Source organism: Nocardioides exalbidus, from assembly GCF_900105585.1.
Lineage (GTDB): Bacteria > Actinomycetota > Actinomycetes > Propionibacteriales > Nocardioidaceae > Nocardioides > Nocardioides exalbidus.
This window is the reverse complement of the sequence record NZ_FNRT01000002.1, coordinates 2,908,895-2,934,353: the sequence shown is the minus strand read 5'-3', so window position 1 is coordinate 2,934,353 and position 25,459 is coordinate 2,908,895. Positions and strand designations below refer to the sequence as shown.

General features: G+C 71.9%; 30 protein-coding genes. 13 read left to right on the top strand and 17 right to left on the bottom strand.

All coding sequences use genetic code 11. The annotated features are described in order from the left end of the window. The first annotated feature begins 35 nt into the window (after nucleotides 1-35). Nucleotides 36-932 (top strand): ABC transporter ATP-binding protein, encoded by an 897-nt coding sequence (locus BLV76_RS14405; RefSeq protein ID WP_090969744.1) that lies wholly within the window; start codon nucleotides 36-38, stop codon nucleotides 930-932. Between the two features lie 112 nt (nucleotides 933-1,044). Next, on the top strand, nucleotides 1,045-1,761 hold the full coding sequence (locus BLV76_RS14400; RefSeq protein ID WP_175539687.1) for an ABC transporter permease: 717 nt from the start codon (nucleotides 1,045-1,047) through the stop codon (nucleotides 1,759-1,761). Nucleotides 1,762-1,811: 50 nt separating this feature from the next. On the opposite strand, the gene BLV76_RS14395 is transcribed toward BLV76_RS14400, so the two are convergent. After that, on the bottom strand, nucleotides 1,812-2,066 hold the full coding sequence (locus BLV76_RS14395) for an RNA-binding S4 domain-containing protein (RefSeq protein WP_090972755.1): 255 nt from the start codon (nucleotides 2,064-2,066) through the stop codon (nucleotides 1,812-1,814). A gap of 5 nt (nucleotides 2,067-2,071) precedes the next feature. After that, the gene (locus BLV76_RS14390) at nucleotides 2,072-3,358 is read right to left on the bottom strand and encodes a DUF445 domain-containing protein (protein WP_090969743.1); all 1,287 of its coding nucleotides are present in this window, start codon (nucleotides 3,356-3,358) and stop codon (nucleotides 2,072-2,074) included. A gap of 70 nt (nucleotides 3,359-3,428) precedes the next feature. Here BLV76_RS14390 and BLV76_RS14385 point away from each other — a divergent pair, with 70 nt between their 5' ends. Beyond that, complete coding sequence (locus BLV76_RS14385; RefSeq protein ID WP_090972754.1) at nucleotides 3,429-3,824, top strand: FAD synthase family protein; 396 nt, start codon at nucleotides 3,429-3,431, stop codon at nucleotides 3,822-3,824. 72 nt (nucleotides 3,825-3,896) lie between these two features. Continuing rightward, nucleotides 3,897-5,465 (top strand): MXAN_6640 family putative metalloprotease, encoded by a 1,569-nt coding sequence (locus BLV76_RS14380; RefSeq protein ID WP_090969742.1) that lies wholly within the window; start codon nucleotides 3,897-3,899, stop codon nucleotides 5,463-5,465. 11 nt (nucleotides 5,466-5,476) lie between these two features. On the opposite strand, the gene BLV76_RS14375 is transcribed toward BLV76_RS14380, so the two are convergent. Both BLV76_RS14375 and BLV76_RS14370 read right to left on the bottom strand, forming a co-directional pair. Continuing rightward, nucleotides 5,477-5,791: a hypothetical protein gene (locus tag BLV76_RS14375; protein ID WP_139306579.1), complete on the bottom strand. Its 315-nt coding sequence runs from the start codon at nucleotides 5,789-5,791 to the stop codon at nucleotides 5,477-5,479. After that, nucleotides 5,788-6,096, bottom strand: a complete 309-nt coding sequence (locus BLV76_RS14370) for a TetR/AcrR family transcriptional regulator (RefSeq protein WP_090969740.1) — start codon at nucleotides 6,094-6,096, stop codon at nucleotides 5,788-5,790. Before BLV76_RS14370 ends, BLV76_RS14375 begins: the two co-directional genes overlap by 4 nt. 72 nt (nucleotides 6,097-6,168) lie before the next feature. Between BLV76_RS14370 and BLV76_RS14365 the strand changes: the two genes are divergently transcribed. From BLV76_RS14365 to BLV76_RS14345, 5 genes are read left to right on the top strand one after another with little or no spacing between them, the layout of a single operon-like run. Further along, complete coding sequence (locus BLV76_RS14365) at nucleotides 6,169-7,377, top strand: acyl-CoA dehydrogenase family protein (RefSeq protein ID WP_245734687.1); 1,209 nt, start codon at nucleotides 6,169-6,171, stop codon at nucleotides 7,375-7,377. Beyond that, on the top strand, nucleotides 7,374-8,141 hold the full coding sequence (locus BLV76_RS14360; protein ID WP_090969738.1) for an SDR family NAD(P)-dependent oxidoreductase: 768 nt from the start codon (nucleotides 7,374-7,376) through the stop codon (nucleotides 8,139-8,141). Before BLV76_RS14365 ends, BLV76_RS14360 begins: the two co-directional genes overlap by 4 nt. Then, nucleotides 8,138-9,223 carry a phosphotransferase family protein gene (locus BLV76_RS14355; RefSeq protein ID WP_090969737.1) on the top strand — a complete coding sequence of 362 codons (1,086 nt, stop codon included), beginning with the start codon at nucleotides 8,138-8,140 and terminating at the stop codon, nucleotides 9,221-9,223. Before BLV76_RS14360 ends, BLV76_RS14355 begins: the two co-directional genes overlap by 4 nt. After that, entirely contained in the window at nucleotides 9,220-9,888 is a 669-nt protein-coding gene (locus tag BLV76_RS14350) for a histidine phosphatase family protein (RefSeq protein WP_090969736.1), read from the top strand. The genes BLV76_RS14355 and BLV76_RS14350 overlap by 4 nt, the downstream gene beginning before the upstream one ends. A gap of 8 nt (nucleotides 9,889-9,896) precedes the next feature. After that, nucleotides 9,897-10,640 (top strand): SDR family oxidoreductase, encoded by a 744-nt coding sequence (locus BLV76_RS14345; protein WP_245734686.1) that lies wholly within the window; start codon nucleotides 9,897-9,899, stop codon nucleotides 10,638-10,640. Between the two features lie 40 nt (nucleotides 10,641-10,680). Here the strand turns inward: BLV76_RS14345 and BLV76_RS14340 are convergent, their stop codons facing one another. Further along, complete coding sequence (locus BLV76_RS14340) at nucleotides 10,681-11,169, bottom strand: VOC family protein (protein ID WP_175539686.1); 489 nt, start codon at nucleotides 11,167-11,169, stop codon at nucleotides 10,681-10,683. A gap of 124 nt (nucleotides 11,170-11,293) precedes the next feature. Here BLV76_RS14340 and BLV76_RS14335 point away from each other — a divergent pair, with 124 nt between their 5' ends. Continuing rightward, on the top strand, nucleotides 11,294-12,004 hold the full coding sequence (locus BLV76_RS14335) for a DinB family protein (RefSeq protein WP_090972749.1): 711 nt from the start codon (nucleotides 11,294-11,296) through the stop codon (nucleotides 12,002-12,004). A 42-nt stretch (nucleotides 12,005-12,046) separates the two neighbouring features. Here the strand turns inward: BLV76_RS14335 and BLV76_RS14330 are convergent, their stop codons facing one another. From BLV76_RS14330 to paaK, 4 genes are all read right to left on the bottom strand, one after another. Beyond that, nucleotides 12,047-12,511: a hypothetical protein gene (locus tag BLV76_RS14330; protein ID WP_090969735.1), complete on the bottom strand. Its 465-nt coding sequence runs from the start codon at nucleotides 12,509-12,511 to the stop codon at nucleotides 12,047-12,049. 171 nt (nucleotides 12,512-12,682) lie between these two features. Beyond that, complete coding sequence (locus BLV76_RS14325; RefSeq protein ID WP_090969734.1) at nucleotides 12,683-13,153, bottom strand: DUF5709 domain-containing protein; 471 nt, start codon at nucleotides 13,151-13,153, stop codon at nucleotides 12,683-12,685. Between the two features lie 50 nt (nucleotides 13,154-13,203). After that, nucleotides 13,204-15,318 carry a DEAD/DEAH box helicase gene (locus BLV76_RS14320; protein WP_090969733.1) on the bottom strand — a complete coding sequence of 705 codons (2,115 nt, stop codon included), beginning with the start codon at nucleotides 15,316-15,318 and terminating at the stop codon, nucleotides 13,204-13,206. A gap of 213 nt (nucleotides 15,319-15,531) precedes the next feature. Then, on the bottom strand, nucleotides 15,532-16,839 hold the full coding sequence (paaK, locus tag BLV76_RS14315) for a phenylacetate--CoA ligase PaaK (protein WP_090969732.1): 1,308 nt from the start codon (nucleotides 16,837-16,839) through the stop codon (nucleotides 15,532-15,534). Between the two features lie 45 nt (nucleotides 16,840-16,884). On the opposite strand from paaK, the gene BLV76_RS14310 reads away from it, so the two are divergent. Next, nucleotides 16,885-17,511 carry a TetR/AcrR family transcriptional regulator gene (locus BLV76_RS14310; RefSeq protein ID WP_090969731.1) on the top strand — a complete coding sequence of 209 codons (627 nt, stop codon included), beginning with the start codon at nucleotides 16,885-16,887 and terminating at the stop codon, nucleotides 17,509-17,511. Here BLV76_RS14310 and paaI read toward each other — a convergent pair. From paaI to paaA, 6 genes are read right to left on the bottom strand one after another with little or no spacing between them, the layout of a single operon-like run. Further along, entirely contained in the window at nucleotides 17,508-17,945 is a 438-nt protein-coding gene (paaI, locus tag BLV76_RS14305; RefSeq protein ID WP_090969730.1) for a hydroxyphenylacetyl-CoA thioesterase PaaI, read from the bottom strand. The two genes, BLV76_RS14310 and paaI, sit on opposite strands and share 4 nt — an antisense overlap. After that, nucleotides 17,938-18,990 (bottom strand): 1,2-phenylacetyl-CoA epoxidase subunit PaaE, encoded by a 1,053-nt coding sequence (gene paaE / locus BLV76_RS14300; RefSeq protein ID WP_217630353.1) that lies wholly within the window; start codon nucleotides 18,988-18,990, stop codon nucleotides 17,938-17,940. Before paaE ends, paaI begins: the two co-directional genes overlap by 8 nt. A 2-nt stretch (nucleotides 18,991-18,992) precedes the next feature. Further along, entirely contained in the window at nucleotides 18,993-19,466 is a 474-nt protein-coding gene (gene paaD / locus BLV76_RS14295; RefSeq protein ID WP_245734685.1) for a 1,2-phenylacetyl-CoA epoxidase subunit PaaD, read from the bottom strand. Nucleotides 19,467-19,501: 35 nt separating this feature from the next. After that, nucleotides 19,502-20,440: a 1,2-phenylacetyl-CoA epoxidase subunit PaaC gene (gene paaC, locus BLV76_RS14290; protein WP_090969729.1), complete on the bottom strand. Its 939-nt coding sequence runs from the start codon at nucleotides 20,438-20,440 to the stop codon at nucleotides 19,502-19,504. Between the two features lie 14 nt (nucleotides 20,441-20,454). Beyond that, nucleotides 20,455-20,817 (bottom strand): 1,2-phenylacetyl-CoA epoxidase subunit PaaB, encoded by a 363-nt coding sequence (gene paaB, locus BLV76_RS14285; RefSeq protein ID WP_090969728.1) that lies wholly within the window; start codon nucleotides 20,815-20,817, stop codon nucleotides 20,455-20,457. Continuing rightward, nucleotides 20,814-21,767, bottom strand: coding sequence for a 1,2-phenylacetyl-CoA epoxidase subunit PaaA (gene paaA, locus BLV76_RS14280; protein ID WP_090969727.1), 954 nt, complete (start codon nucleotides 21,765-21,767; stop codon nucleotides 20,814-20,816). Before paaA ends, paaB begins: the two co-directional genes overlap by 4 nt. 108 nt (nucleotides 21,768-21,875) lie before the next feature. On the opposite strand from paaA, the gene paaZ reads away from it, so the two are divergent. Together paaZ and BLV76_RS14270 are read left to right on the top strand one after the other, a co-directional pair. After that, on the top strand, nucleotides 21,876-23,891 hold the full coding sequence (paaZ, locus tag BLV76_RS14275; protein ID WP_090969726.1) for a phenylacetic acid degradation bifunctional protein PaaZ: 2,016 nt from the start codon (nucleotides 21,876-21,878) through the stop codon (nucleotides 23,889-23,891). A 260-nt stretch (nucleotides 23,892-24,151) separates the two neighbouring features. Continuing rightward, complete coding sequence (locus BLV76_RS14270; RefSeq protein ID WP_090969725.1) at nucleotides 24,152-24,451, top strand: hypothetical protein; 300 nt, start codon at nucleotides 24,152-24,154, stop codon at nucleotides 24,449-24,451. Nucleotide 24,452: 1 nt separating this feature from the next. On the opposite strand, the gene BLV76_RS14265 is transcribed toward BLV76_RS14270, so the two are convergent. Then, the gene (locus tag BLV76_RS14265) at nucleotides 24,453-25,109 is read right to left on the bottom strand and encodes an SDR family oxidoreductase (RefSeq protein ID WP_090969724.1); all 657 of its coding nucleotides are present in this window, start codon (nucleotides 25,107-25,109) and stop codon (nucleotides 24,453-24,455) included. A 20-nt stretch (nucleotides 25,110-25,129) separates the two neighbouring features. Further along, nucleotides 25,130-25,408, bottom strand: coding sequence for a hypothetical protein (locus tag BLV76_RS14260; protein ID WP_090969723.1), 279 nt, complete (start codon nucleotides 25,406-25,408; stop codon nucleotides 25,130-25,132). Nucleotides 25,409-25,459: the final 51 nt, after the last annotated feature.

The following is a 25,459-nucleotide window of genomic DNA, read 5'->3' as shown; positions in this document are numbered from 1 at the left end:
TGCCCGGGCCCCCTCGCCCGGCGCAGGGTGGAGCCATGATCACAGTCGAGAACCTCACCAAGCGCTACGGCGGGTTCACCGCCGTCGACGACATCTCCTTCGAGGTGCGTCCCGGCAGCGTCGTCGGCTTCCTCGGTCCCAACGGTGCCGGCAAGTCCACGGCGATGCGGATGATGACCGGGCTGACCCCGGCGACCTCCGGCCGCGCCACGATCCTCGGGCAGACCTATCGCGAGCTGCACAACCCCGGCCGCCAGGTCGGCGTCATGCTCGACGCCTCGGCCCAGCACCCGGGCCGCACCGGCCGCGAGGTGCTCCGCGTCGCCGCCGTGTCCGTCGGTGTCTCGAAGGCCCGCGTGGAGGAGGTCCTGCACACCGTCGGCCTCACCGACGAGGAGGCGGGCCGCCGGGTCCGCAACTACTCCCTCGGCATGCGCCAGCGCCTCGGCATCGCCGCCGCGCTGCTCGGCGAGCCGCAGGTCCTCATCCTCGACGAGCCGGCCAACGGCCTCGACCCGCAGGGCATCCACTGGATGCGCGGGCTGCTGCGCCGCTTCGCCGACGGCGGCGGCACCGTCCTGCTGTCGAGCCACCTGCTCCACGAGGTCCAGATCGTCGCCGACGACCTGGTCATGATCGGCCGCGGCCGCATCGTCGCAATGGGCTCCAAGGAGGAGCTCCTCAGCCGCGGCGGCACCACCGTCCAGTCCACCGACGACGCCCGCCTGGTCGGCCTGCTCGAGAAGGCCGGCGTGCCGGTCTCCCGCACCGGCTCCGGCCTCGTCGTCGACGCCGAGGCCGAGGTCGTCGGCCGGATCGCCGCCGAGGAGCGCGTCGTGCTCCTCGAGCTGCGCTCCGGTGGCTCCGAGGGCCTCGAAGAGATGTTCCTCGGCCTCACGGCCGCCACCTCCCGGGAAGGGGACGCAGCATGAGCACCACCGCCACTGACAACACCACCCCGGCCACCGTGCACCCGCACCCGTCGTCGGCGGGGACGCGGACGACGTACGACCGGTCCCCACGGCCCTGGAGGGCCGCCCGGGCGTGCCGTTCGCCCGCACCCTCCAGAGCGAGCTGCGCAAGGTCGTCGACACCCGAGCCGGCCTCTGGATGGTCATCGTGATGGGCCTCCTGGCCGCGATCGTGCTGGCCGCCGTCGTCATCTGGGGCGAGCCCGGGGACGCGACCTTCGACGGCCTGCTCGGGATGGCGACCATGCCCCTCGCGATCGTGCTGCCGATCCTGGGCATCATGGCCGCGACCGCCGAGTGGTCGCAGCGCACCGGCCTGGTGACCTTCACCCTGGAGCCGCGCCGCGGTCGCATCGTCGCCGCCAAGGCCGTCGCGTCGATGCTCTTCGCGCTGGGCGTCATCGCCGTCGCCTTCGTGGCGTCCGCCCTGGTCAACGTCACCGCCGGCACCGGCACGTGGGACCTGACGGGCGCCGCCGCGGGCGGGCTCGTGCTCGCGCTGATGCTCTACGTCCTGCAGGGCGTGGCCTTCGGCCTGGTCTTCCTCAACACCCCGATCGCCATCGTCGCGAGCCTGGTGCTGCCGAGCATCTGGGGCATCGCGACGGCGCTCATCAGCCAGCTCGAGGAGGTCGGCCGGTGGATCAACCTGGACCGCGTCATGGAGCCGCTGTTCGCCGGTGAGATGGCCGGGCAGGACTGGGCGCAGCTCGGCACCGGCGTCGCCGCGTGGGTGCTGCTCCCGCTCGCGATCGGCACCTACCGGGTGCTCAACCGCGAGGTGAAGTGAGACGTGGGGTGACGTCGGTCGGGGGACCCGTCACCCCATCCGTCGCCTCCTCACCAGGGGACGTCGATCTCGACCTCTCCTGAGGCGACACGGGCCGCCAGCCCGCCCAGCGTGACCACGTCACCGGGGACGAGCTGGCGGCCCCGTCGCGTCTCGACCTCGTCGTTGACGAGCACGGCGCCGTCGGCGATCACCGGCTTGGCCTCGGCTCCCGACTCCACGAGGTTCGCGAGCTTGAGGAACTGGCCGAGCCGGATCGACTCGTCACGGATGGGTACGTCGATGGGCTCCGGCCGGGGGGACATGGGCATCAGTGAACCAGCACCGAGAACGCGTGGATCAGCACGCCCACGAGACCACCGACGATGGTGCCGTTGATCCGGATGAACTGCAGGTCCTTGCCCACGTGGAGCTCGATGCGCCGGGCGGCCTCCTTGCCGTCCCAGCGCTCGATGGTCGTCGTGATCACGGTGGTCAGCTCGGCGCCGTACCTCGCGACCATGAAGACGGTCAGGTCGGCGGCCGTCCGGTCGAGGCGCTCGCGCAGGGCGGCATCGTCGCGCAGCCGCTGGGAGAACTGGTTGAGCTCCAGGAGCAGCCGCTGGCGGACGGCGCCCTCGCGGTCCTGGACGGAGGCGAGGAGGGCTGCGCGCATCGCCTTCCAGAGCGAGATCGCGGTCGTGACCACCTGCGGGTGGTCGAGCAGGCGCTCCTTGAAGGCCTCGGCGCGCTCCTGGGTCTCGCGGTCGTGGAGCAGGTCGGCGGCGAGCTGGCCCAGCATCGAGTCGAGCGCCTCGCGGGCGCGGTGGTGCGGGTCGTCGCGGATGTCCTCGAGCCACGCGAGGGCCTGCACGTGCAACCGGGAGGTGACGGCGTCGTTGAGGCGGGTCGGCGTCCACCAGGGGGCACGCTCCTCGAGCACCTGGGAGAACGTCTCGGGGTTGTCCACCAGCCAGCGGTGCATCTCGTCGAGGGCGAGGTCGACCACACCGTGGTGCAGGTCGTCGCGCAGCACCTCCATGAGCGTCGTGCCGAGCAGCGGCGCGATGGGCTCCTCGCGGAAGCGCGGGACGAGGGCCTGCGTCACCAGGTCGGCGACGTGGTCGTCGCGCACCTTGTCCAGCGCGATCGCGGCCACGTCGGAGGCCTCGTCGACGACCCGCCGGGCGTTGACCGGGTCGGCCAGCCAGTCGCCCACGCGTGCCGAGATCGTCGCGGCGGCGACACGGTCGCGGATGATCTCCTCCTGGAGGAAGTTCTCCCCCACGAACTCCTCGAGACCCTTGCCCAGCTCGTCCTTGCGCTTGGGCACCAGCGCGGTGTGCGGGATCGGCAGGCCGAGCGGGTGCTTGAAGAGCGCGGTGACGGCGAACCAGTCGGCGATCGCACCGACCATCGACGCCTCGGCGCCCGCGTTGACGAAGCCCCACGCGCCGTCGCGACCCAGCGTGGCGACGTACACGCAGGCGGCGAGCAGGAGCAGCCCGACGGCGACCGTGCGCATCTGCCGCAGCCCGCGCCGACGTGCCTCGTCGGCGCCGGGGTCGGGCGTGATCAGCGAGACCTTCGGCCGGGTCGTGCTGTCAGTGGTCGCCATGGCAGCCATTCTCTCCGACGGCACCGCCTCGGCCGCACCACCCCGCGGCGTGCGTGCCAGAATGCCGCGCATGCCTCGCACCGTCATCACCTTCGGGACGTTCGACGTGTTCCACGTCGGTCACCTGCGCGTGCTCGAGCGCGCAGCGGCGCTGGGCGACAGGCTCGTGGTCGGGGTGTCCGCGGACGCCCTCAACGAGCGCAAGAAGGGCCGGGCCCCGATCTTCAGCGAGCGCGAGCGACTCGCGATCGTCGGCGCCCTCAAGGTGGTCGACGAGGTCTTCGTCGAGGAGAGCCTGGAGCAGAAGCGCGACTACATCGTCGAGCACGCCGCAGACGTCCTCGTCATGGGCGACGACTGGGCCGGGAAGTTCGACGAGTTCGGCGACGTGTGCGAGGTCGTCTACCTCGAGCGCACGCCGGCCATCTCCACCACCGCGATCATCGAGCACATCGCCGACCTGTAACAGGTTTCGTCACCGTGGCGCTGGGTTAGTGTCACTCCGAGCTGACAACCAAGAGGGGAACCAGAGGACACCATGCGCAGAATCCTCACCACCGCCGTGGCCATCGCACTGATGGGAGGCGCGGCGCTGTCCGCGCCCGCCGTCGCCGCCGAGGGCCAGCGGACGATCGACCCACGCACCGCCGACCCGTCGCCGTCGACGTCCGGTGCCGCGCCGCAGGCCGCCCTGCCGGAGGTCGCCGACATCGCCGGCGCGGACGCGCTCACCACGGCGCGCCGCGTGCTGTCCGGCAAGGCCCGCGCCTCGGACCCCTCCGTCACGCTCGCGCTGCGCGACCTCTGGGCGAAGAAGTCCGAGCTGAGCGGCCGCGACCTGGCCCAGGCCGAGGACCTCCTCGCCCGCCCGACCGACGGTGCCGGCGACTCCCAGGGATTCGGCTACACCGTCCCCGAGGCCGCCCCCGTCTGCAACACCCGGCTGTGCCTGCACTACGTGCCCACCACGGCCGACGCCCCGCCGTCGCTCGACTGGGTCAACCAGAACCTCGCCGTCATGGACTCGATCTGGTCCACCGAGGTCGACCAGCTCGGCTACCGCGCTCCGCTGAGCGACGGCGCCAAGGGTGGCGGTCCGCAGCTCGACGTCTACCTCAAGGACCTCGGCGGTCAGGGCATCTACGGCTACTGCGCACCCGAGACCCGGGTCAAGAACCGCACCGCCTCGGGCTACTGCGTCCTCGACAACGACTTCTCCCAGGCGCAGTTCCCCAACGCCACGCCGGTCGACAACCTGCTGGTCACCGCCGGCCACGAGTTCTTCCACGCCATCCAGTTCGGCTACGACTACAACGAGGACCGCTGGATGATGGAGTCCACGGCGACGTGGATGGAGGAGCGGGTCGCGACCCACGTCAACGACAATCGCCAGTACTTCGAGACCAGCCCGATCTACGCGCCCTACGTGCCGCTCGACCTGTTCAGCAGCCAGTACACCTTCCAGTACGGCAGCTGGGTCTGGTGGGAGTACCTCTCCACGAAGTACGGCAAGAAGATCGTGAAGCAGGCCTGGGACCAGGCCGGCTCGCTCAAGAAGGACGGCGGCAAGAACAGCATCGAGGCGCTGCAGAAGGTGCTGAAGAAGAAGGGCGGGCTCACCAAGACCTTCGCCAAGTTCGCCGCCGGCAACCTCACACCCGCCGCCAACTACCCCGAGGGCGCCGAGTACGAGTTCCCGCAGTTCGCCAACGGCAAGGTGCTGAAGAAGGGCAAGTCGAAGCGCTACAGCGCGAAGGTCTACCACCTCGCGTCGGCCTCCTACGGGTTCGCCCCGAAGAACAGCAAGGGCAAGAAGTGGAAGCTCGCCGTGACCGTCAACGGTCCGGTCAAGCGCACCTCGCCCGCCGCCGTCGTGGTCGTCCACCTGAAGAACGGCAAGCGCCAGGTCAAGCTGGTCAAGCTCAACAACAACGGTGACGGCCGCATGCGTGTGAGCTTCGACAGCAAGAAGGTGCTCGTCGTGTCGGTGACCCTCGTCAACGGCTCGACCCGCTACCAGTGCAACCGCGGCACGGGCTACGCCTGCCAGGGCAAGCCGCTCGACGACAAGGCGCGCTTCTCGGTGACGGCTCGCGTCACCAAGTAGTCAGCCAGCAGTCACGGCCTGAGGGCCAGCAGGGCGTGGAGCGCGGCGACGCACTCCGCGACCAACCCTGACACCGGGACCGGGCGTTCGCCGGTCGGCACTGCCGACCACGTGAGCGCCCGGTCCTCTGTGTACGCCCACCACGCCCGCACGACGTCGCGCTTGCCCTCGGCGACGGCGAGCGCCGTCATCACGCGTTCGGTGGTGCCGTCGCGGACCGAGTCCATCACCTCGCTCACCCGCGGGTCGGCCACGCCGTGCCCGTGGACGAGCGCGAGGTAGAAGTCGCGACGGCGCTCGATCTGCTCGACCATCAGCCGGGTCACCATCTCGACCTGCGCCGCCCCGGCAGGTCCTCGTCAGGCGCCGTGGTGCGCAGCATCCGGCGCCCTGCGGCCGCGATGCAGGCGAGGTAGAAGTCGGTCTTGGTCGGGAAGTAGTGGAAGAGCAGGCCGCGCGAGATCCCCGCCTCGGCCGCGATGTCGTCCATCGAGAGGTCCTGGATCGGCTTCTCGACGATCTTCGACAGGCCGATGCCGACCAGCTGGCGACGGCGCTCCTGGGCGCTGAGCCGACGGCGTACGGGCGCCGTCCCTGGCCCTGCCGCGCCGTCCGTCACACTATTGAGCATTGCTCAACAGTGTGCGAAGGTCAATGGCATGGACTTCTCCCTCTCCCCCGCGCCGCCGACCTCCGTGACCGCGTGCGCGCGTTCGTCGCCGACGAGGTCGAGCCGATCGAGGCCGAGGCGCACCGCCGGATCACCCGGCTGCGCGAGTCGGGTGGCGACCACTGGACGCCGGACCCGGTGATCGCCGAGCTCCAGGCCAAGGCGCGCGAGCAGGGCCTGTGGAACCTGTTCCTGCCCGCCGCGCACGCCGGTCGGTATGCCGCCGACTTCGGCACCGACGGCGGCGAGGGCCTCTCCAACGTCGACTACGCGCCGGTGGCGGAGGCGATGGGCCGCTCGTTCCTCGCTCCCCTGGTCTTCAACTCCAACGCCCCCGACACGGGCAACATGGAGGTGCTGCTGCGCTACGGCACCGAGGAGCAGAGGGCGACGTGGCTCGAGCCGCTGCTGCGGGCCGAGATCCGCAGCGCCTTCTGCATGACGGAGCCGGCCGTGGCCTCCTCCGACGCGACCAACATGGCGGCGACCGCGACGGTCGACGGAGACGAGGTCGTCATCAACGGGCGCAAGTGGTGGTCGACCGGCGTGGGCAACCCGGACTGCAAGATCTTCGTCTTCATGGGCCTGTCCGACCCCGACGCCGACCGGCACTCGCGACACACGATGGTGCTCGTGCCGCGCGAGACCGCCGGGGTGAAGGTCGAACGGATGCTCACCACGATGGGCTACTACGACGAGCCGCTCGGGCACGGTGAGGTGTCCTTCACCGACGTGCGCGTCCCGGTCGGCAACATCCTCCTCGGCCCGGGCCGGGCGTTCGAGATCGCGCAGGGCCGGCTCGGCCCCGGCCGCGTCCACCACTGCATGCGCGCCATCGGCCTCGCCGAGCGGGCCCTCGAGCTCGCGTGCGCCCGCGCCACCAGCCGCACCGCGTTCGGCAAGCCGATCGCCAACCTCGGCGGCAACCGCGAGCGGATCGCCGACGCCCGGATCGCGATCAACCGCTCGCGCCTGCTGGTGATGCACGCCGCGTGGCTGCTCGACCAGGGCCTCAGCGCCGAGGCCGTGTCGGCGGTGAGCGAGATCAAGGTCGAGGTGCCCCGCATGGCGCTCGACGTCATCGACATGGCGATCCAGCTGCACGGTGGCGGCGGGATGAGCGACGACTTCCCGCTGGCCAACGCGTGGGTGGGCGCCAGGTCGCTGCGGCTGGCCGACGGGCCGGACGAGGTCCACCGCAACGTAATCGCCAAGATCGAGCTCGGGAAGCACACGACATGAGCCGGGTCCTGGTCACGGGGGCGGCCTCCGGCCTCGGCGCCGCGCTCGTCGCCGCCCTCCGGGCTCGCGGTGACGAGGTCCTCGCGACGGACCGGGTCGCCGCCGACGGCATCGACCTCGTCCTCGACATCACCTCCGACGACGACTGGGCGGCCGCGGTGGCCGCGGTGACCGAGCGGTGGGGAGGCCTCGACGTGCTGGTCAACAACGCCGGCGTCGCCGGTGGCGGCCGGGTCGACGTCTGCACCCTCGACGAGTGGCAGTGGATCACCGACATCAACCTGTTCGGCGTCGTCCGCGGCACCCGCGCGTTCGTGCCGATGCTCAAGGCGCAGGGCTCCGGCCACCTGGTCAACGTGGCCTCGCTCGCCGGCCTCGTCCACCCGGGCGGCATGGGCTCCTACAACGCCGTGAAGGCCGCGGTCGTCGCGTTCACCGAGACCTGCGGCCACGAGCTGGCGTCGTACGGCATCCGGGCGAGCGTGGTGTGCCCCTCCTACTTCCGCACCCACCTGATGGACTCGATGCAGGGCAGCGACGAGCTCGTCGGCCAGGTGGTCGGCGGGCTGGTCGCGCGCTCCTCGATCACCGCCGACGACATCGCCGCCGCGGTGCTGGCCGGGATGGAGGCCGGCGACGACGTGATCGTGCCGGACGAGCCCGCGCGCCAGGCGTACTTCCTCAAGTGGGCCGACCGGCCGGCCTACGACGCCGTGATGCGCGATCAGGCGGCGAAGCTGCAGGCGGCCGGGAGCGGCTCGTGACCGCCGTGCCCGGCGCCCGGGCGGTGCGTGAGGAGGACGCCTTCGACGTCACCGCCGTCGCCGCGTGGATCCGTGCGAACGCCGCGAACCCGGACGGCCTCGACGGCCACCCCGAGGTCCGGCAGTTCACCGGCGGTGCCTCCAACCTGACCTACCTCCTGCGCTACCCCTCGGGCCGCGACCTGATCGTCCGGCGCGCCCCCGCGGGCACCAAGGCGAAGGGTGCGCACGACATGCACCGGGAGTACGTCATCCAGTCGGCGCTCGCGCCCGTCTTCGACTACGTCGCCCCGATGGTCGCCTTCTGCGACGACCCCGAGGTGGTGGGCGGCGACTTCTACGCGATGGACCGGATCGCCGGGGTGATCCCGCGCAGCGAGTGGCCGGCCGACGTGCCGCTGTCGCCCGAGCAGGCGCGGGAGCTGTGCCTCCACGCGGTCGACGTGCTGGCCGAGCTCCACGGCATCGACCCCGCCACGACCGGGCTCGGCGACCTCGCCAAGGGGGCCGGCTACGTCCGCCGCCAGGTGGAGGGGTGGTCGACGCGCTACCGCAACGCCCGCACCGACGACGTACCCGCCCTCGACGAGGTCATGGCGTGGCTCGACGAGCACCAGCCCGACGACGTCGCGACCTGCGTGATCCACAACGACTTCAAGCTCGACAACCTCGTGCTCTCCGGCGACGACGTGACGCGCGTGGTCGGCGTCCTGGACTGGGAGATGGCGACGCTCGGCGACCCGCTGATGGACCTCGCCGGCTCGATGGCCTACTGGGTGCAGGCCGACGACACCGAGGAGTTCCAGATGATGCGGCGGGTCCCGACCCACCTGCCCGGGATGCTGACGCGCGAGGAGTTCGTGGCGGCGTACGCCGAGCGCACGGGGCGGTCGGTCACGCCCGGGCAGTGGCGCTTCTACGAGGTCTTCGGGCTGTTCCGGATGGCGGCGATCGCGCAGCAGATCTACTACCGGTGGTTCCACGGCCAGACGACGAACGAGATGTACGCCCTCTTCGGTCCCGCGGTGCAGATCATCGGGCGGCGGCTCGACGGACTCATCACCGACGGGCTACCCGCGTGAGCCGGATCCTGCTGGTCCGGCACGGCCAGGCGTCGTTCGGCGCGGACGACTACGACAACCTCTCCGACCTCGGGCACGCGCAGTCGCACATCCTCGGCGCGGCGCTGGCCGCGCGCGGCACCCGCGGCGACCTCGTCGTGGCCGGCCAGATGAAGCGGCACGACCAGACTGCTCGCGGCGTGCTCGAGGGCGCCGGCTGGGAGGCCGACGTGGCCGTCGACGCGGGCTGGAACGAGTTCGACCACCTGCAGGTCCTCGGCGTGCACTCCGAGCCGAGCACCGTCGAGGGTGAGGACGAGAAGGCTGCCTTCCAGCGCTGGTTCGAGGAGGCGACCCGGCGCTGGACCTCGGGCGCCGACGAGGCGTCCTACGACGAGTCCTTCGCCGCCTTCGGCGAACGGGTCGACGCGGCCCTCGCGCGAGTGGTCGACGCCGTACCCCGGTCCGGGACGGCCGTCGTGCTGACCAGTGGCGGGGCGATCGCCTGGACAGCAGCGACGCTGCTGGCCGACGACGCGGCCGCCCGCGCGGAGCTGTGGCTGCGGCTCAACCCGGTGTCGGTGAACTCCGGCGTGACCACCCTCGTCCGGGGCCGGCGCGGCACCACCCTCGTCGCCTTCAACGCCCACGACCACCTCTCCCCCGACCTCATCACGTATCGCTAGGAGCATCCGTGCCCACGATCCTCATCACCGGCGCCAGCAGCGGCCTCGGCGCCGAGATGGCCCGCCAGTTCGCCGCGCTGGGCTACGACCTCGCGCTCTGTGCGCGGCGTACGGACCGGCTCGCGTCCCTGGCCTCGTCGATCACCGAGGCGCATCCGTCCGTGCGCGTCTCGGTGAAGGCGCTGGACGTGAACGACCACGACGCCGTCTTCGCTGTCTTCGAGGAGTTCCGCGAGGAGTTCGGCTCGCTCGAGAAGGTCGTCGTCAACGCCGGCCTCGGCAAGGGCCAGCCGCTCGGCACCGGTCGCTTCGACGCGAATCGCGAGACCGCGCAGACCAACTTCATCGGCGCGCTCGCCCAGACCGAGGCGGCCGCTGCGATCTTCCGCGCGCAGGACGCCGGCCAGCTCGTCATGGTCTCGTCCTTCTCCGCGCTGCGGGGGATGCCGAAGAACATCACGACGTACGCCGCCACCAAGGCCGCGGTCGCACACCTCGCCGAGGGCTTCCGCGCCGACGTCCACGGCACCCCGATCAAGGTGACCGTGCTCTACCCCGGCTACATCGTCAGCGAGATGTCCGGGACGTCCGCCAGGACGCCGCTCATGGCGTCGACCGAGAAGGGCGTCCGGGCCATGGTCGAGGCGATCGAGAAGGAGAAGCCGCGCGCCCGCGTGCCCGCCTGGCCCTGGGGTCCGCTCGGCTTCGTGGTGAAGCACGTGCCGACCTCGGTGCTGCGCAGGATGAGCTGACGCCGCCCGGCTGAGCAGGCATTCGGGGCCTCCGATGCGCTCAGGCCCTGTCTACCCGAGGCAGGTCGAGGTCGTGCTCGTCGACGAAGGCGTCGATGTCTGCCTGGCTGGTCTGCCCGGCCGCGAGGGCGGCCCTGGCTGCGACGAGGTGCTCGTTGGGTGCCGTGAGCTCGAGCGCGATGTCGTCGGGATCGCGGAAGTTGAGGTGGAAGCCGAGCTCCATGTCCCGGATCGGCGTGTAGGCCACGCCGAGGTCGTCGAAGCGTCGCTCCCACACCTCCAGCTCGGCCCGGGACCCGGCGGTGAGCCCGAGGTGGTCGAGACCGGTGGTGAGCTCGGTGAAGCCCCCGCCGCGCGCTCCTTCGTGCTTCATCAGCGAGAGCGTGAAGCCGGTGGCCGGGTGCATGAGGATGCGGCCGTAGCCGACGTCGAGGACGGGCACGAAGTCGAGGACGGCCGTGTAGAACTCCTGGCTCCGGGCCAGGTCGGTGACCGTCAGCGAGACGTGGTCGACTCCGGCGAACGTCACCATCCGACACCTCCAGGGGCTGCGTGGACCTCCCCGCATGATGCTCCTCGTGGAGGCCCGCGCACAGGCGGTACAGACCTCTGCGCCAGGCCCGCTGTCCGACGGCACGTGCAGACTGGCCGGCATGCCGCGCTTCGAGGACGAGGACCTGTCGGACGCCGAGTTCCGCGAGTGCGACCTGAGTCGCGCCCGCTTCGTGGGGGTGGTCATGCAGGACGCCGTCATCGACGGGCTCGTGACCAACCTCGTGGTCAACGGCGTCGAGGTGACGTCCTACGTCGAGGCGGAGCTCGACCGACGCCATCCCGTGCGGGTGCTGATCCGGTCCGCCTCCCCTGCCGACCTGGTCTCGGCCGCGTCCCGGCTGCGCGCCTGCTGGGACGCGACGGTGTCCCGGCTCCGCTCCATGCCGACCGGCTCCGAGCACGAGCGTGTCGGCGGTGAGTGGTCCGCCGTCGAGACCATGCGGCACCTGGTGTTCGTCCACGACTCGTGGTTCCGGCGGTGCTGCCTCGGCTCGACCGCGCTCTTCACCGGCCTGGGACTGGCGTCCGGCTTCGTGCCCGACCAGGAGTCGCAGGGCCTCGACCCCTCCGCGGCGCCGTCGCTCGACGAGGTGCTGGCGGTCCGCTCCGCGCAGGCCGCGGAGCTCGCCGACTGGCTCTCGGGCGTCACTCCTGCCGAGCTGGCATCGCCCGCACCGGTCCCCGACGGGCCCGGCTGGCCGCCCTACGCCCGCGGCAGGACCGTGCTCGAGTGCGTCCACGTCGTGCTCAACGAGGAGTGGGAGCACCACGGCTTCTGCGTGCGCGACCTCGCCGTGCTGGAGGGCTGACCGGCCGCGACCAGCCGGCTGACGGCCGTCGTGCCCGGGATGTCAGTGAGTCGAACGGCCCGGGGCGCTGTCGAGCCGCTCCAGGATCTCGCTCACGTGCTGACGGAGGTGGTGTGCGTGGTCCTCGGCCAGCTGCTGCAGCCGGGAGACCTCCGCCTCCTCCAGCGCGCGCTGGCGCGACATCTCGGTGCGGACGCCGGCGGCGGTCGCATGCGCGTCGTCGACGGCCTGGGCGGCCTCGGTCCTCGCGGCCTCGACCATGCTCTCCGCCGCCCGCTGCGCCGAGCGCACCATCGCGCTCGCCTCCCGCTGCGCTGCAGCGACGATCTCCGCCGCCTCGGCCCGCGCATCCGTGCGCCACTGGTCGGTGTCGCGCGCCGTCATCTCCAGGAGTCGCGCGGCGGAGGGCGACCGGGGCTCCGGCACCGTGATCCGTCCGGTGGGGTCGTCGAGCCGTCGATCGTCCGCGTCGCTGCGGACTGCTTCGTCGTGATCCTGGTTCAGCACCTGCGTCTCCTTGCGTTGCCCGCCTCAACGGGGTTGTCGGCAGCGTACGAGGTCGAGGCGCCGTCGGTCGATGGGGATCGGCACCAGGAACGGTCAGCATGCGACTGCCGAATCCTCAGGTCACCGCGCGGCGCCGGGCCGGACGGCGCCCCACCAGACCAGCAGCAGCCCTCAGATCTCGTCGCCCTCGGGCGGCTCGGGCTCGCGCGTGATGTGCATCGCGGCCTCCTCGGCGGACGCGCCGGCACCGTCGATGCCGACGTCGTGGGCGACCTCCTGCTTGTCCAGGTCCTCCCCCAGGCCCTCGTCGGGCTGGACGAGCCGGCCGGTGCGCTCGTCGGCCTCGTCGAGGCCGAGCTGCTCGTCGAGGGCGTTCTCGTCCTCGCGGTCGTCGTCCTCGTCGTCCTCCGCGTAGGGGTCGATGTCGGGCTCCTCCTCGGCGAGCTTCTCGTCGAGAGACTCCCCCTGCAGGCGCTCGGCCTCGGTCGGGTAGTCGTCGTAGCCCTTGGGCGCCCGCTCCGGCGGCGAGTAGCCGCGGTCCAGCACGTCGGTGAGGTCCCCGTCGTCGAGGGTGTCCTCCGGCTGGAGCTGGTCCTCGTCGTCGACGGACATGTCGCCGTAGGTCTCGCGATCCTCAGTCATGCCTCGAGCATGTCCAACCCGACCCCGGAGGACAAGGCTCGGACGGGTGGTCAGGCGAGCTCGCGCTCCAGGGCGTCGGTGAGGAGTGCGACGAGGGCCTCGGTCTGGATGTTGGCCGACGAGCCCACCTCCTCGTCGGAGCCGTCGAGCGCGCGGGCGGCGAGGCCGGCCTTGGAGTCGATGAGCTCCGCGATCCGCGTGTCGATCGTCTGCGCGGCGATGATCCGCCACGCGGTGACCGGGTCGCTCTGGCCGATGCGGTGCACGCGGTCGATCGCCTGGGTCTGCTCGGCGTCGGTCCACGAGAGCTCGGAGAGCACGACGTTGGACGCGACCTGGAGGTTCACCCCGACGCCGGCGGCGGCCAGCGAGCAGACGATGACCTGGACGTCGGGGTCGTTGACGAAGGACTCGATGGCCTTCTCGCGGGCCTTGGGGGTCTGGTCGCCGCGGATGGAGGTGTGCTTCAGACCGCGGCGGGTGAAGGTCTCCTCGGCGATGTCCATGACGTCGACGTGGCGGGCGAAGAAGACGACCTTGCCGACGTTGCGCGCGAGCTGCGCGGCGTAGTCGGCGGACAGGCCGGCCTTGGCGCGGCCGATGCGGCGGAACATCGAGAAGACGTTCTCCCCACCGGTGCCGTGGTCCATCTCCTCGCGCTCCCACGTCGCGACGCGACGGACGAGCTCGTGGTCGATGCCGTCGACCACGGAGCCGGTGCGGCGGGTCTCGAGGGCGGCCTTGTAGCGCTGGACGAGCCGCCGGGCGAGGTCCTCCTCGGCTGCGCGGATCGAGCGGGTGTCCTCGTCGTCGAGCTCGACGGGGATGTCGGCGATGCGGCGGGCCGGGATGTCCTCGGCGACGTCGACCTTGCGGCGCCGGACGATGCCCATGTCGATCACGGCCTTGCGCGCGGCCGGGTAGAACGGCGGGTCGGCCGGCGTCAGGTCGGTCTCCTCGAGGGCCTCCATCAGACGGGCCATCGGCTTGTGGTCGTCGATCCAGCCGAGGAACTGCCAGATCGCGCGGAAGTCCTCGATGTCGTTGATCAGCGGCGTGCCGGTGAGCGCCATCAGCAGTGGGCGCGCCATGCGGGCGCGCAGCCGCTCGGAGAGCTCGAGCACGTGGCGCGAGCGCTGGGAGGTCTTGTTCTTGATGAAGTGCGCCTCGTCGACGACCATCCCGCGGAAGCCGAAGTCGCCGAGCCAGCCGACGTGCCGGTCGAGGATCTCGTAGTTGACGATGACCACGTCGGCGAAGGCGTCGACGTGGTCGCCGTCGCCGTGGATGACGGTCGCACGGCGGCGCGGGGTCCAGCGCTCGGTCTCGCGGGCCCAGTTGGTCTTGACGACGTTGGGGCACACGACCAGGAGCGGGTAGGCGTGGGCGGCCTGCGCGGCGAGCAGCGCCTGCGCGGTCTTGCCAAGGCCGGGCTCGTCGGCGAGGAGGTAGGTGCGGTGACCCTCCGCGGCCGAGGCGATCATCGCGGCCTGGTGGGGCATCAGCTCGAGCTTGCCAGGGGCGTCGAGCGTGGTCGGCTCGGGCAGCGCCATGCACGACGACGACCCGCCGAGCTCGAAGGAGCGGAAGAGCGGGCCCAGGAGCTCCCAGGTGGTGAGCCGGCCGTGGGTGCTGCGGCGCTCGCGGCCGATGCCGAAGTCGGGCACGAGGAACGGGTTGGCGAGCTGGTGCTGCGCCACCGACTGCGGGATGACCCGGCGCTCGCCGAGGCCGGGGCCGGCCTCGTCGGTCGGCTTCGGCTCCTCGGCGACGGCCTCGACGCCGGCCTTGCGCAGCATCTCCAGGCGCAGGTCGCGGGCGCTGTCGGTGATGACGGACTCCTCGGACAGCAGGCCGAAGAGGGAGGGGTCGCGGGTCGCGGTCTTGGCCAGGATCGTGCCGATGCCGTCGAGGCGCTTGAGCTCGTCGGCCTTCTGGGCGTCGGTGAGCTCGGTGGAGGCCTTCACGTCGTGGCGGTGCTCGCGCGCCAGCAGCGCGACGACCTGGAAGCGCACACGCTGCCCGGGGGCGAGGGGTCCGCGCTGCACGGCGGACTCGAGCTCGCGCACGGCACGCGCCAGGACGGGGACGATGCCCTCGTTGTCCTTGTGGCGGGCGTGGGCAGGGGTGCGGCGGCTGCCGCGTGAACGCTGGCGCTGGGCCAAGGTGTCCTCCAGGACTGGGCTACGCGTCGTGGAGCGGGCGAGTGGAGCAGGCGAGCCGGTGTGGCTCGGTCCCGCGCGCCACGGCGTCAGGTGTGGAGCGGGCGTCAGGTGCGCGGTGGCCGGAGGATCCTGGGGGTGATCACTGCGGCACGGCGTCTGGACGCTGGCTCCACTGTAGCCCGGTCCGCGCCGCGAGCGGCAATTACCCGCGGATCAGCGCGCCGGGCGGTGGTCGACGATGCGGCGCATCTTGCCGACCGACCGCTCGATCGAGGCCACGTCCACCACCTCGACCCCCACGCTCACCCCGATCGAGGCCTTGATCCGCGCTGCGAGCTCGTCGCGGGCGGCGTACGCCTCCGCGTCCGTCGTGTGCTCGCGCCGCTCGACCCGCACGGTGAGGTCGTCGAGGTTGCCGGTGCGGTCGAGGTGGCACTGGAAGTGCGGGGAGAGCGCCGGGATGATGAGCACGAGCTCCTCGATCTGCGTCGGGAAGAGGTTCACCCCGCGCAGGATGATCATGTCGTCGGTGCGGCCGGTGACCTTCTCGATCCGGCGCATCGAGCGCGCGGTGCCCGGCAGCAGCCGGGTGAGGTCGCGGGTGCGGTAGCGGATGACCGGCATCGCCTGCTTGGTGAGCGTGGTGAGGACCAGCTCGCCCTCCTCGCCGTCGAGCAGCACCTCGCCGGTCACCGGGTCGATCACCTCCGGGTAGAAGTGGTCCTCCCAGACGTGCAGGCCGTCCTTGGTCTCGACGCACTCGCTCGCGACGCCGGGGCCGATCACCTCGGACAGGCCGTAGATGTCGACCGCGTGCATGTCCGTGCGCTGCTCCATCTCGCGGCGCATGTCGTTGGTCCACGGCTCGGCGCCGAAGATGCCCACCTTGAGCGAGGTGGAGCGCGGGTCGACCCCCTGCGCCTCGAGCTCGTCGATGATCGAGAGCATGTAGGACGGGGTCACCATGATCACGTCGGGCTCGAAGTCGCGGATCAGCTGGACCTGGCGCTGCGTCATGCCGCCGGAGACGGGTACGACGGTGCAGCCGAGGCGCTCGGCGCCCGCGTGCGCGCCGAGGCCGCCGGTGAAGAGCCCGTAGCCGTAGGCGTTGTGCAGGACCATCCCCCTCCGCCCACCGGCGGCACGGATCGAGCGGGCCACGACGTCGGCCCACATGTCGAGGTCGTCGCGGGTGTAGCCGACGACGGTGGGCTTGCCGGTGGTCCCGCTAGACGCGTGGAGGCGTACGACGTCCTCGCGGGGGACGGCGAACATGCCGAACGGATAGTTGTCCCGCAGCGTCGCCTTCGTGGTGAACGGGAGTCGCGCGAGGTCGGCCAGCGTCTCGATGTCTTCCGGAGCGACACCGACGTCGTCGAAGGCCTGCCGGTAGTGCGGGACGTGGTCGTAGGCGTGGCGCACCGACCACTGCAGCCGCTCGAGCTGCAGGGCGCGCAGCTCCTCCACGGGCGCGGTCTCGATCGGGTCGAGGTCTCCGGGTCGCGGGGCGAGGTCGTGCATGTGTCGTCCTCCAGGTCAGGCGTCGGGGCGTGGGAAGGTGGGTCCATGGCGGAAGTGTCGGGCGGGGCGGGCGTGCGGCCCGGGGGTGCACCACGGCGTGGCCGACCCGGCCACGACCAGGCCTCTGTGCTGCGGGTCGCGATCGACCTCTTCAACCGGCAGGGCTACGACGCCACCAGCGTCGGCGACCTCGCCCGCGAGCTCGGGCTGACCAAGTCGGCGATCTACCACCACGTCCCCAGCAAGGAGCACCTGCTCGAGCGGGCGCTCGACGAGGCCCTCGGAGAGCTCTCCTCCGCGCTCGACGCGGTGGGCGCGGAGGCGTCGTACTCCCCCGAGCAGCGGCTGCGTGCCGCGGTGCGCGCCAGCGTCGTGGTGCTCGCCGGGCACCTCCCCGCGGTGACGCTGCTGCTGCGGGTGCGCGGCAACACCCCAGCCGAGCAGGCGGCGCTCGCCCGGCGGCGCGACATCGACCAGCGGCTCGCCGAGATGGTGCGCGAGGCGGCGGACGCCGGGGCGATCCGCGACGACATCGACCCGCTCGTGATCAGCCGGCTGATCTTCGGCATGGTCAACTCCCTGACCGAGTGGCTGCGCCCGGACGGCGAGGCCGAGGCACTCGCGGACACGGTCGCGACGCTCGCCTTCGACGGCCTGACCAGGCACCGCTAGCCCCGTCGGTCCGCGATCGTCCGGCTGCGGCCGCGGAACTCGGCGACGACCTCGCCGACGACCGGGTCGCCCGCGCGGACGGAGACGTCGTAGATCCCGGACCTGCCGCGGCGCGACACCTCGCGCGCGTCGGCGTGCAGGACCTCGCCGAGGCGGCCGGAGCGGACGAAGTCGACCGAGAAGCCCGCAGCGACCGTCACCGGGCCGTGCGAGTTGCAGGCGAGGGCGAACGCCGAGTCGGCGAGGCTGGCGATCAGCCCGCCGTGGCACAGGTCGTGGCCGTTGACCATGTCGGCCCGCACGACCATCGAGACGCGCGCGGTGCCGGCGCCGAGGTCGTCGACCTGCATCCCGAGCGCCGCGCTGGCCGCGTCGGCGGCCCACATCGCGCGCGCCTCGGGGAAGTCGGCGGAGCCGGACGAGGCCTCAGGCATCGAAGTCGACCGTGACCTCGGGGCTGACCGGGAAGGTCTGGCAGGTCAGCACGAACTGCTGCTCGACCTCGGCGGGCTCGAGGGCGTAGTTGCGGACCATCTCGACCTCGCCGTCGGTGACCTTCGCGCGGCAGGTTCCGCATACCCCGCCCTTGCAGGCGAACGGCAGGTCGGAGCGCACCGCCTGGGCGGAGTCGAGCAGCGTCGCGTCGCGCGACACCGGCGTGGTCGTCGTACGCCCGTCGAGGACGACCGTGACGTCGCTGGTCACGCCCTCGACGACGCGGTCGGCGTGGCGCAGGGTGGGCGGCGGCTCGTCGACGAAGAACAGCTCGAAGTGGATCTTCTCCGGCGGCACGCCGAGCTCGTCGAGCACCGCGCGGGCGTCCTCGACGAGGCCGAGCGGGCCGCAGAGCCAGACGTGGTCGAGGGCCGCGAGCGGCACCTTGACCGGCAGCAGCCGCCGCAGCCGGTCGGCGTCGAGGCGGCCGGAGAAGAGCTCGACGTCGCGGGGCTCGCGGGAGAGCACGTGGACGAGGTCGAAGCGCGGGCCGTGGAGGTTCTTGAGGTCGCCCAGCTCCTCGGCGAACATCACCGACGTGGTCTCGCGGTTGCCGTAGAGCATCGTGACGGTGCTGTCGGGGTTGGCCAGGACGGAGGCGGCGATCGAGAGCATCGGCGTGATGCCGGAGCCGGCGGCGATGCAGAGGTGCCGGCCGGCCATCGACGGGTCGGCGCGAAAGCTGCCCGAGGGCTCGGCCACCTCGACGGTCTCGCCCGGCGCGACGCCGTGGATCAGCCACGAGGAGAACAGTCCGCCCGGGATCTCGCGCACGCCGATGCGCGGGGCGGCGCCGGCGGGCGCGCAGATGGAGTACGTCCGGCGGTGCTCGACGCCGTCGACGACGCGGCGCAGGGTGAGGGACTCCCCCGGCTCGAAGTCGAAGACCTCGCGCAGGTCGTCGGGCACGTCGAAGGTGACGGCGGCCGAGTCGTCGGTGAGCGGCTCGACGTCGCGGACCCGCAACGCGTGGAACGTGGGCACGGTCAGATCTCCTTGACGTGGTCGAAGGGCTCGAGGCAGGCGGTGCAGCGGTACTGCGCCTTGCAGGCCGTCGAGCCGAACTCCGAGACCAGCTCGGTCGCGGGCGAGTCGCACTGCGGGCAGCGGACCTGGCGCGCAGTGGGCAGGAGCGTCAGCGGGATCGGACCGTCGGACGACGGGGCGGGACCGGGCGGGGAGATGCCGGCCGCGGCGAGCGCGGCGCGACCCTCCGGCGTGATCCAGTCGGTCGTCCAGGCCGGGTGGAGGCTGACCCGCACGTCGACGCGGACGAAGCCGGCGCCCTGCAGCTCGCGGACGAGGTCGTCGCGCATCGCGGCCATGGCCGGGCAGCCGGAGTAGGTCGGGGTGATGTCGACGACCACGTGGCCGTCGGCGACCACGTCGACGTCGCGCAGCACGCCGAGGTCGGCCAGCGTGAGCATCGGCAGCTCGGGGTCGGTGACCTTATCGGCCACGGCACGTGCCTTCTCCAGGGGGCGGCTCAACAACCTCACCACTGCCCCCTCGGGTGCGCACGGGCCACGGACTGCATCTCGGCGAGCATCCGGCTGAGCGGCTCGCCGTGCATGCCGTCGCGGCCGGTGCGACCGAGGACGCCGGCACGACGCGGGGCCTCGGACCGCTGGACGTCGGCCGCGGCGAGCACCTGGTCGAGCACTGCCTCGGCGGCCTCGCGGACTCCTGCCGGGTCGACCCCGACCCCCTGCTCCGCGGCCGCGGCCTCCACCTCGTGGGTGTCGAACAGCTCGGGCCACAACGGCCAGAGGGCGTCGTACGCCACCAGCAGGCGGCGACGCGACTCCTCGGTCCCCCGGGCGAGGGTGACGAACCAGCGGGCGGCGTAGTCGCGGTGGTAGGCCAGCTCCTTGACGCCCTTCACGGCGACGGCGGCGAGCACGTGGTCGCGGCTGTCGCGCAGCCGCTCCCAGGTCGCCAGCCGCCACACGGAGAACAGCAGCACCCGCACGGTCGCCTCGGCGAAGTCGCCGTTGTCGAGCTCGGCGAGACGGACGTTGCGGAAGTCGTGCGCCTCGCGGAAGTAGGCCAGCGCGTCCTCGGGCGGTGCCGGTGAGCCCTCGGGCAGCGCCGGCACGACCGACTCGTCGGCCTTGGCGGCCCGGGCGAGCAGCAGCCGCGCCTGGCCCAGCAGGTCGAGCGCGATGTTGGACAGTGCGATGTCGTCCTCGAGGTCGGGCGCGTTGCTCGTCCACTCCGCGATCCGGTGCGACATGACGAGCGCGTCGTCGCCGAGCATGAGGGCGTACGCCGCGAGCGTGGGGCCGTCGACGCCCACGGGGATCGTGGTGTCGACGCCCGCGAGGGGGTCCTCGAAGTCGGTCCCGAAGGCCCAGTGGGCGTCGTTGACGAGCAGGCCGGCGTAGGCGCTGTCGTGCTCGTCCTCTGCAGGTGTCTGGATGTGGTCAGTCATGTCGCCGGGTGTCCTCACATGTGGGGGACGTTGTCGGGGATGTCGTAGAAGGTCGGGTGGCGGTAGACCTTGTCGCCGCTCGGCGCGAACATCGGGTCCTTCTCGTCGGGGCTCGACGCGGTGATCGCGTCGGCGCGGACGACCCAGATGCTCACGCCCTCGTTGCGCCGGGTGTAGACGTCGCGCGCGTGCAGCAGGGCCATGCGGTCGTCGGCGGCGTGCAGCGAGCCGACGTGCACGTGGTTGAGCCCGCGCTTGCCGCGCACGAAGACCTCGTAGAGCGGCCACTCCTTCTCGACCGGCGCCATCCCGACGCCGCTCGGGACGCCCTCGAGCGGGACCGCGCCGTGGCCGCCCTCGGCGGAGAGGTTGCTCATGCGATCGCCGCCCGCTGCTTCGCGGCGTACGCCGTCGCTGCGTCCCTGACCCAGGCACCGTCCTCGTGGGCGCGCCGGCGGTGGGCCATCCGCTGGGCGTTGCAGGGTCCGTTGCCCTTCACGCCCTGCATGAACTCCTCCCAGTCCGGCTGGCCGAAGTCGTGGTGGCCGCGCTCCTCGTTCCAGACGAGCTCGGGGTCGGGCAGCGTGACGCCGAGCGCCTCGGCCTGCGGGACGGACATGTCGACGAACTTCTGGCGCAGCTCGTCGTTGGTGTTGCGCTTGATCCCCCACGCCATCGACTGGGCGGTGTTGGGCGAGTCGGCGTCGGGAGGGCCGAACATCATCAGCGCCGGCCACCAGAAGCGGTCGACCGACTCCTGCACCATCGCGCGCTGCCCGTCGGTGCCGCGCATCATCGTGGTGAGCAGCTCGTAGCCCTGGCGCTGGTGGAAGGACTCCTCCTTGCACACGCGGATCATCGCGCGGCCGTAGGGGCCGTAGGAGGTCCGGCACAGCGGCACCTGGTTGCAGATGGCCGCACCGTCGACCAGCCAGCCGATCGTGCCGACGTCGGCGTAGGACAGCGTCGGGTAGTTGAAGATCGAGGAGTACTTCTGCCTGCCGGCGAGCAGCAGCTCGGTGAGCTCGAGCCGGGAGACGCCGAGCGTCTCGGCGGCGGAGTAGAGGTAGAGCCCGTGGCCCGCCTCGTCCTGCACCTTGGCCAGCAGGATCGCCTTGCGGCGCAGGCTGGGCGCGCGGCTGATCCAGTTGCCCTCCGGCTGCATGCCGATGATCTCGCTGTGCGCGTGCTGGGCGATCTGGCGCACGAGCGTCTTCCGGTAGCCCTCCGGCATCCAGTCGCGCGGCTCGATGCGGTCGTTGCGCGCGATCGTGGCCTCGAAGTGGGCCTCCAGGTCGCGCTCTGCTGCGGTCTCGGTGAGCGTCATCAGCGCCTCCAGAAGATTTACTGACCGATCGGTCTGGTATTAGTGTGTCACCAGTCACTGTGGCACGCAAACCTTGATCTGGCCCTGATCTGGCACTGGAGGAACACCGTGAGCCGACTGCTCGAGAGCTACGCCGCCGGACGCTGGTACGCCGCCTCGGCCGAGGGCCATCCGCTCCTCGACGCCGGCACGGGCGAGGAGGTCGCGCGCATCTCGAGCGCCGGCCTCGACCTCGGCGCGATGGCCCACCACGCACGCACGGTCGGCGGCCCGGCGATCCGCGAGCTGACCTTCCACGAGCGCGCGCTGCTGCTCAAGGAGCTGGCCACGCACCTGACCGGGCTCAAGGAGGAGTTCTACGAGCTCTCCCTGGCGACCGGCGCGACGCGGCGCGACTCGGCGATCGACATCGACGGCGGCTTCGGCACCGTCTTCTCCTACTCGTCCAAGGGCCGCCGCGAGCTGCCCAACGACACCGTCGTGTGCGACGGCGACCTCGAGCAGCTCGGGCGCACCGGGGTGTTCCTCGGCCAGCACGTCTACACCTCGCGCCCGGGCGTCGCCGTCCAGGTCAACGCCTTCAACTTCCCGGTCTGGGGCATGCTCGAGAAGCTCGCGCCGGCCTTCATCGCCGGGCTGCCCTCGATCGTCAAGCCGGCCAGCCAGACGGCGTACCTCACCGAGCTCGTCGTGCGGCGGATCGTCGAGTCGGGCATCCTCCCCGAGGGCTCGCTCCAGCTGCTGTCCGGATCGGCCGGTGACCTGCTCGACCACCTGACCGTCCAGGACTCGGTGGCGTTCACCGGCTCCGCGCACACCGCCGGGATCCTGCGCCAGCACCCCTCCGTCCTCCACGGCGGCGTGCAGCTCCAGGTCGAGGCCGACTCGCTGAACTGCTCGGTGCTCGGCCCCGACGTGGCCGCCGGCGACCCGGAGTGGGACCTCTTCGTGAAGGGCGTCGTCACCGAGATGACCGCCAAGGCCGGGCAGAAGTGCACGGCCATCCGGCGCGTCATCGTGCCCGCGGCCGTCGCCGACGAGGTGACCGACGCGATCGCCGCCCGACTGTCCTCGACGGTCGTGGGCCTCCCCGGCGACGAGTCCACCCGGATGGGTCCGCTCGCGTCCCTCGGCCAGCGCGACGAGGTCCGGAAGGCCGTCGAGGCCCTGCGCTCGTCGTGCGACGTCGTCGTCGACGAGGTCGCCGTCGACGGGAGCGAGCGCGGCGCCTTCATGACGCCGGTGCTGCTCCGTGCCCGCGCCGGCGCGGTCGAGCCGCACGACGTCGAGCCCTTCGGCCCCGTCTCGACCGTGATGTCCTACGACGACCTCGACGAGGCGGTCACGCTGGCCGCCCGCGGCCGCGGGTCGCTCGCCGGCTCCGTCGTCACCCACGACCCGGCCGCCGCGCGCACGCTCGTGCTCGGCCTCGCCCCGTGGCACGGCCGGATCCTCGTGCTCGACCGTGACGACGCGCCCGAGTCCACCGGCCACGGCTCACCCCTGCCGATGCTCGTCCACGGCGGGCCGGGGCGTGCCGGCGGCGGCGAGGAGCTCGGCGGCGTCCGCGGCGTGCTCCACCACATGCAGCGCTCCGCGATCCAGGCGTCCCCCGACATGCTGACCGCGATCACCGGCCGCTGGACCCGGGGCTCGTCGCGCACGATCACCCCTGAGCACCCGTTCCGCCACTCGCTGGCCACGCTCTGCGTGGGCGACACGATCGCCTCCGCGTCGCGAGTCATCTCGCTCGAGGACATCGACCACTTCGCCGACTTCACCGGTGACACCTTCTACGCCCACACCGACCCCGAGGCCGCGGCGGCCAACCCGCTCTTCGGCGGCATCGTCGCCCACGGCTACCTCATCGTGTCGATGGCCGCCGGCCTCTTCGTCGACCCCGCCCCCGGCCCGGTCCTCGCGAACTTCGGCGTCGACCACCTCCGCTTCCTCACCCCGGTCAAGGCCGGCGACTCGATCCGCGTGACGCTGACCGTCAAGCAGATCACCCCGCGCTCGTCGGCCGACTACGGCGAGGTCCGCTGGGACGCGCTCGTGGTCAACGGCGACGACGAGCCGGTCGCGACCTACGACGTGCTGACGCTGGTGGCCAAGGAGGCCTGAGCCCTGCGTGCTCGCCGCGGGCGGTGCGTGAGCCACATTCGGGGTCGACGGAATGTGGCTGGCGCACCGCCCACCGGCGCGCCGCCGGCCGACGCGCGGGTCCGAGGTGCGTGAGCCACATTCGGGGTCGACGGAATGTGGCTGGCGCACCGCCCACCGGCGCGCCGCCGGCCGACACGCGGGTCCGCGGTGCGTGAGCCACATCCAGGGTCGACGGAATGTGGCTCACGCACCGCTCCGGCATGCTCTAGGTTCGGCCCATGACCAGGGCAGCGCAGCGCGTCGTCGGGATCGTGGTGCTGCTCGTCCTCGGGATGCTCAGCCTGCCGCTGGCGGCGTACGTCCTCGACGGGCCGGGTGCGGAGAACTGGATCGTGCCGGTGCAGCTGGTCGCGATGGCGGCGCTCGGTGCGGCGGTCACGATCGGCCTGCCCGGCCTGGCCCGCGAGGGTGCGGGCACGGGCCGCCGGGCGATGACGGGGACGTGGTGGGGGCTGCTGGCGTCCTTCGTCGGGGTGGTCGTGTTCTGGTTCCTGCTGAACGGGATCCGCGGCGCCTGACTCACCCGGAGTACGGGACCTCGCTGGTCCAGCCCGACTCGTCGCGGGCCACCGCGGCCCAGAGGGCGTCGGCCACGCGGTCGGGGGTGAAGGCGCCCTCGCGTGCGAGCGCACCGCGCACCGTGACCGACACCGCGCGGATGCCGTCGTCGGCCAACGTCTTGTCGAGCGAGTGCACGAGGTTGCGCACGCCGGCCTTCTGCACGCCGAGCGACGCAGCGCCCTCCCACGGCTCGTCGGCCGCCATGCTGCCGGTGACCGAGATCCGTCCGCCGGCCGACATGTAGGGCCGCGCCGCCTGCACCACGGTCAGCAACGCACCGACCCCGAGCGCGACGTCCTCGAGCAGCTCGGGGACCGAGAGCGACAACGGGTCCTGCTCGCGGTAGGCGCTCGGGTTGAAGTGCAGGACGTCGATGCGGCCGGTGTGCTCACCGAAGCGGCGTACGGCGTCGCGCGCGGCCTGCTCGTCGGTCACGTCGGCGACGGTGTGGCCGACGGCCGCACCGAGGGCCTCGAGGCCGGGGACGAGGTCGTCGAGCACGGCCTGCTCGGCCCCGAGGAGCCCGACGTCGTACCCCTCCCCCGCGAAACGGCGGGCCACCGAGCCGCTGACTCCCGGCCCGGCACCCACGACGACGATCACTGGACGGCTCATGGGGAGTTCCTACCGCATCCTCAGGTCGTGTGGGGGTGCTTGCCGGTCGGGTCGTCCGGGATCGCGTTCGGTCCCTGCGAGCCCTCCTGGGTCTTGCCCGACTCGCCGTCGGGCTGCCCGCCGACCGAGTCACCGGGGTTGATCGGCTCGGGCTCGTCACCCTCCGGGACCATCTCCGAGACCTGGCCCCCCTGGCTGCTGTCCGGCTTGCCGTCCTGCTTGCTGTCCGGGCTGTCGCCCGGGCCGTTGTCCGGGCCGTTGTCGGGGTGGTCGTGGTCGTGGTCCTGGTCGTGGGTCATGCCTCCACGCAAGCACGCACGGGCGCCGGGCGGCCCACCTGCCGGGGCGGT

What these genes read in the sequence shown, in the direction of transcription:
- BLV76_RS14405 (WP_090969744.1), top strand. Translation starts at nt 36, where the DNA reads ATGATCACAGTCGAGAACCTCACCAAGCGCTACGGCGGGTTCACCGCC.
- BLV76_RS14395 (WP_090972755.1), bottom strand. Translation starts at nt 2,066, where the DNA reads ATGTCCCCCCGGCCGGAGCCCATCGACGTACCCATCCGTGACGAGTCG.
- BLV76_RS14390 (WP_090969743.1), bottom strand. Translation starts at nt 3,358, where the DNA reads ATGGCGACCACTGACAGCACGACCCGGCCGAAGGTCTCGCTGATCACG.
- BLV76_RS14385 (WP_090972754.1), top strand. Translation starts at nt 3,429, where the DNA reads ATGCCTCGCACCGTCATCACCTTCGGGACGTTCGACGTGTTCCACGTC.
- BLV76_RS14380 (WP_090969742.1), top strand. Translation starts at nt 3,897, where the DNA reads ATGCGCAGAATCCTCACCACCGCCGTGGCCATCGCACTGATGGGAGGC.
- BLV76_RS14370 (WP_090969740.1), bottom strand. Translation starts at nt 6,096, where the DNA reads ATGCTCAATAGTGTGACGGACGGCGCGGCAGGGCCAGGGACGGCGCCC.
- BLV76_RS14360 (WP_090969738.1), top strand. Translation starts at nt 7,374, where the DNA reads ATGAGCCGGGTCCTGGTCACGGGGGCGGCCTCCGGCCTCGGCGCCGCG.
- BLV76_RS14335 (WP_090972749.1), top strand. Translation starts at nt 11,294, where the DNA reads ATGCCGCGCTTCGAGGACGAGGACCTGTCGGACGCCGAGTTCCGCGAG.
- BLV76_RS14325 (WP_090969734.1), bottom strand. Translation starts at nt 13,153, where the DNA reads ATGACTGAGGATCGCGAGACCTACGGCGACATGTCCGTCGACGACGAG.
- paaK (WP_090969732.1), bottom strand. Translation starts at nt 16,839, where the DNA reads ATGCACGACCTCGCCCCGCGACCCGGAGACCTCGACCCGATCGAGACC.
- BLV76_RS14310 (WP_090969731.1), top strand. Translation starts at nt 16,885, where the DNA reads ATGGCGGAAGTGTCGGGCGGGGCGGGCGTGCGGCCCGGGGGTGCACCA.
- paaI (WP_090969730.1), bottom strand. Translation starts at nt 17,945, where the DNA reads ATGCCTGAGGCCTCGTCCGGCTCCGCCGACTTCCCCGAGGCGCGCGCG.
- paaC (WP_090969729.1), bottom strand. Translation starts at nt 20,440, where the DNA reads ATGACTGACCACATCCAGACACCTGCAGAGGACGAGCACGACAGCGCC.
- paaB (WP_090969728.1), bottom strand. Translation starts at nt 20,817, where the DNA reads ATGAGCAACCTCTCCGCCGAGGGCGGCCACGGCGCGGTCCCGCTCGAG.
- paaA (WP_090969727.1), bottom strand. Translation starts at nt 21,767, where the DNA reads ATGACGCTCACCGAGACCGCAGCAGAGCGCGACCTGGAGGCCCACTTC.
- BLV76_RS14270 (WP_090969725.1), top strand. Translation starts at nt 24,152, where the DNA reads ATGACCAGGGCAGCGCAGCGCGTCGTCGGGATCGTGGTGCTGCTCGTC.
- BLV76_RS14265 (WP_090969724.1), bottom strand. Translation starts at nt 25,109, where the DNA reads ATGAGCCGTCCAGTGATCGTCGTCGTGGGTGCCGGGCCGGGAGTCAGC.
- BLV76_RS14260 (WP_090969723.1), bottom strand. Translation starts at nt 25,408, where the DNA reads ATGACCCACGACCAGGACCACGACCACGACCACCCCGACAACGGCCCG.